Genomic DNA, 12773 nt, shown 5'->3' on the forward strand with positions numbered 1-12773 from the left:
ATCAGGTGGTCTTCCAGATGGCGGCCGACCGCTGGCACCGCGGCGTTGACGGCGATGCCGTGCTCGGACAGATGGGCGGGATCGCCGACGCCCGACAGCAGAAGAAGCTGGGGCGAGTTGATGGCGCCACCGGCCAGGATGACCTCGCGTTCGGCATCATAGCGTTCGACGTTGCCACCACGCTCGACGTCGACACCGACGGCGCGTTTGCCGTCGAAGACGACGCGGTGGGCGAGCGCCTGGGACAGCAGCGTCAGGTTGGCGCGCTGCAAGGCCGGGCGCAGGTAACCGTCGGCGGTGCTCCAGCGCTTGCCGTTGCGCGTGAAGCTCTGGGCGACGTGGAACCCTTCGTGGTGTTCGCCGTTCTGATCCTCGGTATAGGCGTAGCCGGCCTCGCGTCCGGCGGCGAGAAACGCCTGGTCCAGCGGGTGTTGGGCCGGACAGGACTCGATGTGTTGGGGACCGTCGCCGCCGCGCCAGTCGTCGGCGCCACGATCGAAGGTCTCCATCTTCTTGAAGTAGGGCAGGCAGTGGGCATAGGACCACGCATTCAGGCCGCCGGCGGCCCAGCCATCGTAGTCGCGGGGGTTGCCCCGGTTGGCGACCATGCCGTTGATCGACGACGAACCGCCCAGCACGCGACCGCGCGCTTCAAGAATGCCGCGTCCATTCAGGTGCGGCTCCGGCTCGCCAACGTAGTCCCAACCAAACCGTGTATCGCGTGCGGCCATGGCGGCGGCGGCCGGCATCTGGATCAGCAGGTTCTTGTCGCTGCCGCCAGCTTCGACCAGCAGCACGCTGGCGCCGGCGTCCTCGCTCAACCGGTTGGCCAGCACGCAACCGGCGGAGCCTGCGCCGACGATGATGTAGTCGTAGCGTTTCGTCTGAGCCATGCGTGCAATCTGGAAGATTGGGCGTCGCAGTGCAACCAAGGACTCCGGAGGCACGGCGGGGGTGAGGGAAAACTATCCGACGGCCCACGCATCGCTCTATGATGTCTTGAGCCGGCGCCGCGCGACAGGAGGTCATGATGGAAGCCCTGAAGGACGCCAGTCATCTTTTCGAAGTCGATCGCTATGACGTGCACGCCGAACGCCCGGGGTTTCGTATCGCCGAATACGATATCTCCGCGACGCAGCGGGTGCCTTGGCATTACCACAACCACATCGCCGATACGTTCTATGTGCTGGAGGGCCGGTTGCGGATTTATCTGCAGAACCCGAAGGAATCGGTTGATCTGGCGCCGGGCGAAACCTTCACTGTCGTGCCGAAGCGCCCGCACATGACGGCCAACGCGCTAGAGACAACAACGACCTTTCTGGTGCTCCAGGGTATCGGCGACTACGATTACGTGCCCTTGGTCTAGGCGATGGTTCACCGTATTCGCTCGCAGGATATCCTGAGAGACGGTTTTACGGTCATCCCCGATGTTGTTCCACGATCCCTGATCGAGCCTGCCATCGATGCCATATGCGCGTGGGGTAACTTCGACCTCGACGATCCGAATACATGGTACAGCAACGCGCCAGAGAACACCGGCATTGTACCGTTGCATCATGGGCAGGCGCTCTGGGATATCCGCCAGTGCCCATCGCTATATGAGGCGTTTGTCGAGATCTGGGGCGATCGCAGCCTTCGCGTCAGCATGGACCGTTGTTGTTTTCGCCCGCCCTGGCGCTCCGGTGAGGCAGGCGTCGGTCAAGGCAACATTCACTGGGACGCCGATCCCTTGGGCGGTGACCCGGGATGGGTACAGGGCACCGTCTATCTGACCGATGTCGGCCCGGACGCCGGCGGGTTTCAGTGTGCGCCGCCGGTGTTCCGCGACCTCGACGCCTGGCTGAACGACCACGGCGATACGCTCGACCGCGATCAGCCGCCGATCGGTAACGAGGACATCGTGCAGGTCGAAGGCAAGGCCGGAGACGTTGTCGTCTGGCATCCCCTGTTGCCGCACGGTCCGGCGCCCAACCATACAGCGCGACCACGGCTGTCGTTCTTCGTGAAGATGGACCCGATGCCGAGTGATCGGACTGAGGTCGAGGACCGATACGAGGACGCGGTGTCATGGTGGCGAGAGAAACGGGCGCCGCCCTGGTGGCGTGACCTGCCAGGGCAACAGGACCCTGAACCGGGCCCGGTGGCCGATCTGAGCCCCCTGGGACGCAAGCTGATCGGACTGGATGACTGGGGTTGAGCCATCGTTCGGGCGCCGCCCTATGCAAGCGCTCGACGTAACCGGGGTCGCTGGTTAGTCTCTGCCGGCATAGCAAGGGGCGGGTGTGACGACGGATTCATCAGGTTACGCGAAGCGGCTGCCGCTGTGGGTGGTGATTGGCGCGGTGGCCGGTATCGCGGTCGGCGTTTTCTTTGGCGATCGCGTCGAGATGCTGAACCCCATCGGCGAGACCTATGTCCGGCTGATGGAGATTGTCGTCTTTCCCTACATCATCTGCTCGCTGCTGCACGGTTTGGGCAGACTGGCGCCGGATACCGCGTGGCGGCTGTTCCGCTGTGGTTGGCATGTCTTTGTCCTGGTGTGGGGCAGCACCTTCTTGTTGATCTTCGTGCTGTCCTTCGCGATTCCCGAGGTGCCGCCGGCCAACTTCATCGATGCCAGCCAGCCGCAGCAAAGCCTGGGCCTGCTGGAGCAACTGATCCCGGCCAATCCGTTCCTGGCCCTGGTGCGCAACTACGTGCCGGCGATTGTCGTGTTCTCTGTCATCTACGGCATCGCCATCCAGCGCGTCGACAACAAGGACTCGTTCCTGCAGATCCTGGATCTGATCCGCAACGCCAGCGTAACGATCTGGGGTTGGGTGGTGTTGCTGGCGCCGTTCGGTGTGTTCGCGCTGTTCGCCAAGGCGGCGGGCACGCTGGATACGACCTCGCTCAGCGACTTGTCGCTCTATCTGATCATCATGATCGCCGGCACCGTGCTGCTGGCCTTTTGGGTGCTGCCGTCGCTGATGGTGGCGCTGTGTCCTATAAGGTCACGCTCGGTCATTCGCGATCTGCAGAACGGCCTGCTGATCGCGGTGGTCACCAGTCTGTCGGTGGCGGCGCTGCCATTTATCCAGCAGGCGGCGGAGAAGATGTGCGACCGCCACGAGATCAAGGACAAGAACCGCGGCGAAATCATCAAGACAACGCTGGCCATCAGCTACCCGCTGGCACAACTGGGTAACTTCTTCATCTGGCTGTTCATTCTGTTCAGCGCCTACTATTACCGCATACCGCTGACCGAGGGTAAGGAGATCGCCTTACCCTTCATCACCTTCCTGTCGGGCTTCGGCTCACCGACGACCTCTGTTGATTCGGTCGACTTCCTGGCCAGTTGGGTGCGGTTCCCGACCGAGGCGACGGAACTCTATGTCAGCATGATGACGATCACGCGCTACGGACAGGTCGTCGCGTCGGTCATGGGCTTCGCCTTCGTCACCTTCCTGGTGACGTTGAGCTATTACGGCATGCTGAAGCTTAGGCTGAGCCGCCTGATCTGGTCGCTCACCATCACAGTCGGCGTGCTTGCCGTCATCGTCGCGGGCGGGCGCTATATCCAAGACAACCTGGTTGGTCAGGAGACGCCATCCTATCTGGGCTACACGCTTGATTCATCGTTGACCGCCGGCGTAACGGTGCTCAACGAGTCGGAGAGTGCATCAAGCGATGAGCCCGGGGACAGCGATCAGGCGGACAGTGACCAGGCGGACAGCGACCAGGCGGACAGTGACCAGGCGGACGGCACGACCGCTCTGAGCCGTATTCAGAAGAGCGGCGTCATGACGGTCGGTTACAATTCCAACATCATCCCATTCAGCTACCGCAACAGCAGCGGCGATCTGGTTGGCTTTGATATCGCCTATGTCTACCGGCTGGCCCAGGACCTGAACGTCAAGCTGAAGCTGGTACCGTTCGAATGGCAGAAGCTGGCCGATGATCTGGAAAACAACAGGTTCGATCTTGCGGTATCCGGTATCTACGTCAACGACGACCGCCTGCAGCGTTTTTCGGTGACCGAGCCCTATATGCAGAGCCCCGTCGCCTTGATCGTGAAATCCGATCAGGTCGACAACTTCCTGACGCGCGATTCCATACGCGCGCAGGATAATCTGGTGATAGGCGTGTTTGACGATCCGATCCTGATCCCACTCGCCAGGCGCTTGTTCCCCAATGCGCAGGTCAAGGTCGTCAGCGATTATGACGAGCTGCCCAAACATCCGGAGATCGGCGCGGCGATCTGGACGTTGGAACAGGCCAAGGCCTGGACGGCGCACCGGAACGATTACACCGCCGTCGTACCGGACAACGTCGGCAGTCCGTTCCTGATCGCCTATCTATTGCCGGCAAACTCCTCGGAGCTGACCCAGTTCTTGAACTATTGGATGCGCCTGCAGCGCGCCAGCGGCTTCCACGACCGCATGGTCCATCACTGGATCGAAGGCAAGCCCGATGTTTCCCAGGAATCGCGTTGGAACATCCTGGACGACGTGCTGGGCTGGGGCGATGAGAGGCGGTGACAGACAAACCTGACATACCTGAGACCATGGCTGCCGTCTTGCTGATGGGTCACGGCGGTTTTGACATGCTGGACTATCGCACGGACGTGCCGGTGCCGAAGCCCGGCGACGGCGAGGTGCTGATCCGGGTTCGCGCCGCCGGCATCAACAACACCGACATCAACACGCGAACCGCCTGGTACTCGAAGGCCGTCACGACCGACACCAATGCCGGCGGCGCGGCCGGTTTCTCGGCGGCGTCGGACGATGACGGCAGTTGGGCCGGTGTGCCCCTGACGTTCCCGCGCATCCAGGGCGCCGATTGCTGTGGCACCATCGCCGCGGTCGGCACGGGTGTCGACGCCGCGCGGCTTGGCGAACGGGTCATCGTGCGCAACATGCTGCGCACGCCGGTCGAATACCGCCCGTTCGAATGCTGGACCTTCGGCTCGGAGTGCGACGGTGGCTTTGCGCAATTCGCGGTGGCGCCGTCGGGCGAGAGCCATCGGGTCGACTGCGATTGGTCGGACGCGGAGCTGGCTTCGATTCCATGCGCCTATTCAACCGCCGAAGGCATGTTGCACCGCACAGGGGTCAAGGACGAACAGGTGTTGATCACCGGCGCGTCCGGCGGCGTCGGCTCGGCGGCGGTGCAGCTTTGCAAGCGCCGTGGCGCGGAGGTCTGGGCTGTCTGCGGCGGCGCCAAGGCGGACGAGGTGAGGGCCCTGGGCGCCGACCACATCGTCGAGCGCGGATCGGATCTGGTCGCGGCGCTGGGCCGGGAGTCCGTCGACGTGGTGGTCGACCTGGTCGCCGGCGGCGACTGGCCGAGCCTGCTGGACGTGTTGCGGCGCGGCGGACGTTACACGACGGCGGGCGCCATCGCGGGCCCGATTGTCGAACTGGACGTGCGCACGCTCTATCTGAAGGACCTCAGCTTCTTCGGCTGCACCTTTCAGGACGATGTCGTGTTCGAGAACCTCGTCGGCTACATCGAACGCGGTGAGATTCGGCCGGTGGTCGCCAAGACATATCCGCTTGAAGACATCGTCGAGGCGCAACGCGACTTCCTGGATAAGAGACACACGGGCAAGCTGGTCCTGATCCCGCCCGCGTAGCGGTCTGTCGCTATTGGTTATAGAGGCCGCCGCAGGCCACCTTGTTGCCGGCGCCGTTGCCGGTGGAGATACAGGTCGTCGCCTGACCGCCGCACGCAGCATCGTTGCCCGGCCCATTGCCGGTGATGACGCATTGGGTCGACATGCCACCGCAGGCCGCCGCGTTGCCAGCGCCATTGCCGGTGGTCACGCATTGTGTCGCCTTGCCGCCACATGCCGCCGCGTTGCCGGATCCTGTTCCCGTCGTTTCGCAGCGTGTCGCCTCGCCACCGCAGGCCGCCGCATTCCCGGGGCCGATGCCGGTGGTCTCGCAGCGCGATGCCTTACCGCCGCACGCCGCGTCGTTGCCCGGGCCAATCCCCGTGGTGATGCAGCTCGTCGCATCGTCGCCGCACGAGGCAACGTTGCCCGGTCCCATGCCCGTGGTGATGCAACTGCTGGAAACTGCCTGTAGACTTTGCAGCGGTGCGTCATGCGACAGCGCCGTCGACGGTTCCTGCCAGGGCGTGGCGAGGGTCGACGATGCAGAGGCGAAGACCAGGAAGTAGGCGGTGCCGGCGCAGCGTACGGCACACCGCCGCCAGGTCTTCCACGTGCTTGCGATCATTCCCGCGAATCTCCGATCCGTATTGTGCGCGCGAGGCGCGATGGTCTTCGACTAACGACGGGCGACGCTTATGCCTCACCACGCTGGATCTTGGTCATGAGGTCGTAAACCTTCTCGCCGTCTGTGAGGTAACGAAAGCCGACACCAACATAGCCGCGTCCCTGCGTCGTGCCGCTGGTTTCCGTGATGCTCTCGCGGCGCTGGGCAAAGTTGATGGTGGCGAGCTCGCCGCGCCGGTAGTCGATCTCCGTCTGGCTGTTGATCGCGTAACTCTTGACGCGGTGGCCCGAACCGCCACGGGCGATCAGCGCGCGTTCGTTGGTGAGCGCGTAGCGTGTGCGCGATCGCGTGACGGAATCGGAGATGATCGGCACGGCAAGCCACAGGACGCCAAGCACGATGACGGCAACGCCGGCGCCTTGGGGAAAGCCGCTGGTTGAGGGCGTGCCGGTGATATGCTCACCGAAGATCAGGTAGACAAAGATGGCGATGAACAGGATGCCAAACGCCAGTCGGCGCCGAAGACGACCGTCCAGGCGAATGCCGGATGCGGGCCGACCTTGCCATAGGAGGCGCTCGCCATCGTTGAGATAGGGTTGCCACAAAGCGGCATCCGCTGAATCGCCGGCCGTGTCCTTTGCCATACCGTGCCTCTACCAAACGCCAAGCCGAGCGGAGTCATACACGACTATAGGGCGATGGGGCTATGGCCTTGTGTCGTGCGGCGTGTGCGCCGTGATCGGCATGGGTTCGAGCGAAGCGTCGACGACATTCGTAATCTGTGAGGCCGACTTCTGGACATGGATCAGGGGTCTCGGGGGGCAAGAGGACTGTCGGATTTGTCCATAGCCTGCGTTTCAGCGCAGGGGCCCATGGCTGCAATGACCTTGGCGTAGCGTTTTGCCGCGGGCATGGCGGAAAGACCGTGCAGCAGTGCGCTGATCCACACAGCGTTGATCGCAAGCGCCAAGACGGGTGCGGAGAGCGCATCGGTAATCTGCTCCAGGATGAGGAGCGCGAAAAGTGCCGTCGCCAAGCCGCGCGGACCGAACCAGCCGAAGAAGAGACGGGTGACGGGTGCGGCATCGGTGCCGATCAGCGAGAGCCAGATCGCCAGGGGTCGCACGATGAATAGGCTGATCAGGATGATCGCGAGGCTCGACCAGGTGAGCTGCTGGATCGCGTCGGGCACCAGCGCCAAGCCGAGCAGGAAGAACGCGGCCCAGGCCAGCATCTGGCCTTCGCTCTCGGTGAACTCGTAGACGAACTTGCAACGGCCCTGGACGATCGCGCCGAAGGTCAGGCCGCCGGTAAAGGCGGCGATGAACCCGTTGCCGCCAATCGCATTGGCGGCGAGGTAGCAGGCGAAGGCGAGCGCCAGTGCGGCGATGCCTTCGTAGATGGTCGAGGTCAGATTGCGGTCCTTCGCCAAAAGCAGCAGCTTGGCGCCCGTAAGGCCGATAACCAGACCGGCGACGGGGCCGAGGATCAGTTGTTTGGCGGCGAAGACCAGCCAGCTTGTTTGTTCGCTGTCCATGGCTTCGGCAGCGAGGCTCGCGAACAGAAGGACGGCGGGCAGCGCGAGGCCGTCGTTGAGGCCGCTCTCGACGGTCAGCGCGCGCCGAACCCGTTCGGGCACCAGGGGATTGGTGACGACGGCCTGGCCGAGCGCTGCATCGGTCGGCGCCAGGATCGCGGCGACCAGCGCCACGCCGACCAGAGGCCAGCCGTCGAGGAAGGGAAATGCCGCGAGCGTACCCAGCGCGATGGTGAGCGGCAGGCCGATCGCCAGCATGCGCACGGGCCAGACGTGTCGCTTGCGAAACGCCATGACGTCCATCTGGGCGGCGTCCAGGAACAGCAGCACGACAAGGGCGATCTCGGCCACCAGATGCAGGGCATGCACGATTTCCTCGTGCGGCAGTAGACCCGTCAGCGAGGCCAGATAGCCCAGCGCCAGAAACACCATGGGCGCGGTAATCACCGTCGTCGACAGCCGCTTGGCCACCAGGGCGAAGACAGCGGTCACCAGCATTACCACAAGCAGACCGACCGTCATGCGATCACATGTCCCCCAAAGCACGGCCAGCCGGCCAGATCTCAACTGGTGACGCCGATGGCCAGCCGACGGCGGTCAACGGCAATGCACCGAGGTTTGATTAAGCCATTGTGCGCGAAATCTCACCAACTGTCTGTCGAAGCACCTTGCCCCGTTTGCCGTGACGCAGGCAGCAAGGCGTTGAAGACCGTGATTGCGGCGCGCAATGCGTGGTAGGTTTGCTCCATGGCAATCGATGACACGTTGAGCGCATGGGCCACGGCGCGCCGCGAGAAAGGCGACCGGGTTGCCCTGCCGCCGGAAGCCTACACCACCGAGGCGATGGCCATGCGGGAACGCGAGACAGTGTTCGCCAGCGGCTGGGTCGTTGTCGGCCATGTATCGCAACTGGAGAAACCCGGCGACTATCTGACCTTCGATCTGGCCGGACATCCGGTGCTGGTCGCGCGCGGCCGCGACGATGAGATGCGGGCCTTCTCGAATGTCTGTGCCCACCGCTCGGCGGTCATCGCGTCGGGCTCCGGCAACACGACGGTGTTCTCGTGCCCCTATCACGCCTGGACTTATGATTTGTCCGGCAAGCTGATGGGCGCGCCGCACATGGACCGCGCCGCGTTGGGCAATCTTGGCCTGAAGGGCTTACGTCTGGAGATCTGGCAGGGCCTGATCTTCGTCAATCTGGACGACAACGCCGAACCACTGGCGCCGGCGCTGGCCAGTCTCAACGATCGGATCGCGCCGCTCGCGCTCGACAAGCACGTTGTCGTGCTGTGCGAGGACATGACGTTCGACTGCAATTGGAAGGTCCTGGTCGAGAACTTCTGCGAAAGCTACCACGTCTTTTGCGTGCACAAGGCGACGCTGGAGGACACGACCCCGACGGTGACGATCGAGAACCTGAAGGGCGGTCCCGGTTTCAACCACCACCTGATGCGCACCAACGCCGACTATGCGATCGAACCGGCGCGTCGGCGCGGCGTTCCCGAGGCCGACGTGACGGCGGGCCACTTGGTTTGCATTTATCCGGCACTGGCCCTGGCCATCGACGGCGGTTCGGCGCTGTGGCTTTCGGTCATGCCGGATGGACCTGAGAGCTTGCGCGTGCGCATGTGGCAGGCGCTCTATCCGGAAGGCAACGAGCCGATCGATGCCCGCCACATTGCCGAAGCCAACGACGCCGTGCATGCCTTCATGGCCGAGGACAAGGACGTTATCGAAGGCGTCCAGCGTGGCCTGGCGGCCGGCACCGGCAATCGCGCGCCACTGCACCCGTGGGAGGCGACCAACTGGGAGTTCGCCTGCCACCTGTTGGAACGCATGGGAATCGAGGCGCCTGACGTCCGCTAGAGCTGATCGTGGTTTGACGGGACCGCGTCGGGACTCCTTAGTCGCGATTTAGTCGCGATTCCGTCAAGGCAGGTAAGACCGCTCTAGGTGCCGTGGCTTTGCGCCTTGCGAATGGCATTCGACATGGCCGCGACAAGCCTCTCCGGCGCAGCGCGGCTGACGAGAAACGCGCGATGGATCATCGGCAACGTCGGGAAACCGTCTGACTGGGACAGCACCTTCATCGCATCGTCGACCGCGCTTAGCGGTGTGACGCCAACCGCCAGGCCCGCGCGCATGGCGGCCTGGGCGCTTGCGAAGTTCTCCGAGACATAGGCGCGGCGCCACGGTCGTTTGATCGCGTCCAACGCGTTGGCCGGCAGATCACGCCACCAGCAGTTCCGGTCCAAGATGACCAGCGGCACCACGTCGTCGGCCGCGCCATCAAAGTCCAGACCGGCGGCCCACACGACGGGTTCGCTGTGAAACGCGTCCTTCGCTGACGCGCTGTTGTCGGAGCTGACCGCGAGATCGAGGTCGTTGCGCGCGATCGCCTCGGGGAAACCGGCGGTGCAGCCGGATCGGGCGAAGACTTCGACACCAGGATGCTGTCGCCCGAAATCGGCCAGGGCGCGTTCAAGAATCATGTCGTTGTAATCGTCGGGTATGCCGACACGAATACGGCCGCTTAGGGGTTCGGCGAACAGAGCGCCGACCTTGCCAAGTTCCGACACGGCCCGGCTCGCGGCCGGCAGCAGGGTGCGGCCATGTTCGGTCAACGTCATGCCGCGTGCCTGGCGATCGAACAAACGCACGGCAAGCGCCTCCTCGAGCTTGCGCATCTGGACGCTGACCGCCGACTGTGTGCGGCCCAGCCGATCGGCCGCGTGTGTGATGTTCTGCACCTCCGCCACAACGAGAAAGCTGTGCAGGAGGTCGCTGTTGACGCGATTGCGTTCAATTTCGTTCATGATAGATATCATAACGTTTCGTTTCTCTAATGCCAAAGCGATTCCTACCTTGGCCGCCCAACCCAGAAAGGCCAGGCATGGGCATCGATACGGTAGCCTTCTTGATCGCAATTGGATTGTTCGGCGGCATATGGAACGCGGTTGCCGGCGGCGCGACGCTGTTCACGTTTCCCGCCTTGATGGCGGCAGGACTGCCCCCGGTCGTCGCCAACGCGACGAACTATTTGGCGCTTCTGCCATCCAATGCCGCGGCATTGCCGGCTTACCGCAAAGAGCTGAAGACCGTCGGCGCCGCGCTGTGGCCGCTTGTGATCGTGTCCGGCGCCGGTGCGATGGTGGGCGCTGGTTTGCTTGTGGTATCGGACGAAGCGTTCTTCGTCTTCGTCGTGCCCTATCTCATCTTGGCGGCGACGTTTTTCTTCGCGTTCGGCGAACGGATCCGGCATGTCATCGTCGAGCGCGGCGGTGAACGCAAGGCAAGCGTGGGTCTTTATGGCGCGCTCTTCGTGTTCTCAATCTACGGTGGTTACTTTGGCGCGGGCCTCGGCATTATCTTGCTGGCCATCGCGCAGGTGATGGGATTCAGATCGTTCCACGTGGCCAATGCGATCAAGAACCTGTTGGCGACAAGCTTTACCGTTCTGAGCATCGCCATATTCGGCGTGGGCGGTCTGATCGCCTGGCACGAAGCCATCCTGGTGATGATCGGAAGCACCGCCGGTGGCTATCTCGGCGGTCGCTACGCGCGCCTCGTCAACGAACGTTATCTTCGTTTCGCCGTGATCGCCTTCGGCCTTGTTCTGGCGGGCGTCTATTTCGTCAGGAGCCTGGGGGCGTAGAGCACGCCGGCCCTACCGCTAAGCCTCGTAACCGAAGGGATCGTCGACCGAGTGGCTGGGCTGGGTGAACCAGCGGGGGCCGTCGGTAGTCATGTGGAAGTGGTCTTCGAGCCGGATGCCGAACTCGCCATAGAGGCAGATCATCGGTTCGTTGGAAAAGCACATGCCCGGTTCCAGCGGCGTTTGGTTGTCCTTGACGAGGTAGGTCCATTCGTGGACGTCGAGCCCGATGCCGTGGCCGGTGCGGTGGGGTAGGCCGGGGAGCGCATAGCCGGGGCCGAAGCCGGCCGCCTCGATGACGCGGCGCGCGGCATCGTCGACCGAGCCGCAGGGCGCGCCGATTTGGGCGGCGTCGAAGGCGGCGGCCTGGGCGGCCTTCTCGATTTCCCAGACCTCGCGCTGGCGCGGTGAGGGTTCGCCGTAGACATAGGAGCGCGTGATGTCGGAGTTGTAGCCTTCGACCGTGGCGCCGATATCGATCAGCACCATGTCGCCTTCCTTCAAGGTCTGCGGGTAAGGGACGCCGTGGGGATAGGCGGTGGCTTCGCCGAACAGGACGATGTTGAACGTGGTCGGCCCGTCGACGCCAACCTTGCGGTGCGCGTCCTCGATAAATCCTTGGACCTCGGTGGTGGTGATGCCCTCGCGCAGGAACCGCGCGGCGGCCTTGTGGACCTCAAGCGTCATATCCTTGGCGCGCTGCATCAACGCGATCTCGGCCTCGGACTTGATCATGCGGCAGGCCGCGGTGATCGAACCGGCGTTGACGAAGTCGAACGCATTGCCGGCGCGGCGCAGGCCGTCAAAGGTGAAGAATGGCGTCGTCTCGTCGACGGCGAGCGTGCCATTCGCCGCGCCCATGGAACGCACGGTGTCGATGACCAGCGCGGTCGGATCCTCGTGTTCCTGCCAGCCGCGGATGTCGCCGGCCGAAGGCAGCATCGCCAGGATCGCCGCCTCCTCGAACGCGGGCACGACGAAGGCGATGTCGCCGGTGGCCGGCAGCACGGCGCCGGTAAGCCGTTCGCTGCCATGAACGTGCAAGCCGGTGAAGTAGAAGAGGCTGGTCGAGGCGTCGAGGTAGAGCGCGTCAATGCCAGCTTCGCTCATCAGTCTTTGAGCCTTGGCGATCCGCGCGGCGCGTTCCGCGTCCGTGATCGGGGCGATCCCGTCGCGCATCGAGGTGAGGTTGGCGAGTTCGGTTTCCGCCGCCGATCCGCCGACGCCTATGGTCATGCTGCAGCCTCCGTCTTGCCGAGGCACTGTGTCATGCCGGTATCTTCTTTCCAACACGCAGTGGATACCGTCTTGTGGCGCGTGTTAGAGTTCGCATCAACCGGGCGTTGTGGGCCCA

The 12773-nt window shown here is 63.7% G+C and carries 12 protein-coding genes; 6 read left to right on the forward strand and 6 right to left on the reverse strand.

The genetic code is table 11. From position 1 onward, the window contains the following. A partial coding sequence (locus tag AAF563_11415) for a GMC family oxidoreductase N-terminal domain-containing protein (GenBank protein ID MEM7121878.1) occupies window positions 1–893 on the reverse strand: 893 nt, incomplete at its 3' end. 134 nt (window positions 894–1027) lie between these two features. On the opposite strand from AAF563_11415, the gene AAF563_11420 reads away from it, so the two are divergent. From AAF563_11420 to AAF563_11435, 4 genes are all read left to right on the forward strand, one after another. Then, a complete protein-coding gene (locus AAF563_11420) occupies window positions 1028–1366 on the forward strand; it encodes a cupin domain-containing protein (GenBank protein ID MEM7121879.1) in 339 nt (112 codons plus the stop codon). Between the two features lie 3 nt (window positions 1367–1369). After that, entirely contained in the window at window positions 1370–2197 is an 828-nt protein-coding gene (locus tag AAF563_11425; GenBank protein MEM7121880.1) for a phytanoyl-CoA dioxygenase family protein, read from the forward strand. Window positions 2198–2282: 85 nt separating this feature from the next. Continuing rightward, window positions 2283–4520, forward strand: a complete 2238-nt coding sequence (locus AAF563_11430) for a cation:dicarboxylase symporter family transporter (GenBank protein MEM7121881.1) — start codon at window positions 2283–2285, stop codon at window positions 4518–4520. Window positions 4521–4546: 26 nt separating this feature from the next. After that, window positions 4547–5617: an alcohol dehydrogenase family protein gene (locus AAF563_11435; GenBank protein MEM7121882.1), complete on the forward strand. Its 1071-nt coding sequence runs from the start codon at window positions 4547–4549 to the stop codon at window positions 5615–5617. Window positions 5618–5627: 10 nt separating this feature from the next. On the opposite strand, the gene AAF563_11440 is transcribed toward AAF563_11435, so the two are convergent. From AAF563_11440 to AAF563_11450, 3 genes are all read right to left on the reverse strand, one after another. Then, window positions 5628–6224, reverse strand: coding sequence for a hypothetical protein (locus AAF563_11440; protein ID MEM7121883.1), 597 nt, complete (start codon window positions 6222–6224; stop codon window positions 5628–5630). A gap of 68 nt (window positions 6225–6292) precedes the next feature. Further along, window positions 6293–6868: a hypothetical protein gene (locus AAF563_11445; protein ID MEM7121884.1), complete on the reverse strand. Its 576-nt coding sequence runs from the start codon at window positions 6866–6868 to the stop codon at window positions 6293–6295. Between the two features lie 161 nt (window positions 6869–7029). Further along, window positions 7030–8283 carry a sodium:proton antiporter gene (locus AAF563_11450; GenBank protein ID MEM7121885.1) on the reverse strand — a complete coding sequence of 418 codons (1254 nt, stop codon included), beginning with the start codon at window positions 8281–8283 and terminating at the stop codon, window positions 7030–7032. A gap of 225 nt (window positions 8284–8508) precedes the next feature. On the opposite strand from AAF563_11450, the gene AAF563_11455 reads away from it, so the two are divergent. Then, entirely contained in the window at window positions 8509–9630 is a 1122-nt protein-coding gene (locus tag AAF563_11455) for an aromatic ring-hydroxylating dioxygenase subunit alpha (GenBank protein ID MEM7121886.1), read from the forward strand. An 83-nt stretch (window positions 9631–9713) separates the two neighbouring features. On the opposite strand, the gene AAF563_11460 is transcribed toward AAF563_11455, so the two are convergent. Next, window positions 9714–10580 (reverse strand): LysR family transcriptional regulator, encoded by an 867-nt coding sequence (locus tag AAF563_11460; protein MEM7121887.1) that lies wholly within the window; start codon window positions 10578–10580, stop codon window positions 9714–9716. A 77-nt stretch (window positions 10581–10657) separates the two neighbouring features. On the opposite strand from AAF563_11460, the gene AAF563_11465 reads away from it, so the two are divergent. Continuing rightward, window positions 10658–11419, forward strand: a complete 762-nt coding sequence (locus AAF563_11465; GenBank protein ID MEM7121888.1) for a sulfite exporter TauE/SafE family protein — start codon at window positions 10658–10660, stop codon at window positions 11417–11419. An 18-nt stretch (window positions 11420–11437) separates the two neighbouring features. Here AAF563_11465 and AAF563_11470 read toward each other — a convergent pair whose 3' ends face one another. Continuing rightward, window positions 11438–12655, reverse strand: a complete 1218-nt coding sequence (locus tag AAF563_11470) for a Xaa-Pro peptidase family protein (protein ID MEM7121889.1) — start codon at window positions 12653–12655, stop codon at window positions 11438–11440. Window positions 12656–12773: the final 118 nt, after the last annotated feature.

This window comes from Pseudomonadota bacterium, assembly GCA_039028155.1.
GTDB lineage: Bacteria > Pseudomonadota > Alphaproteobacteria > SP197 > SP197 > JANQGO01.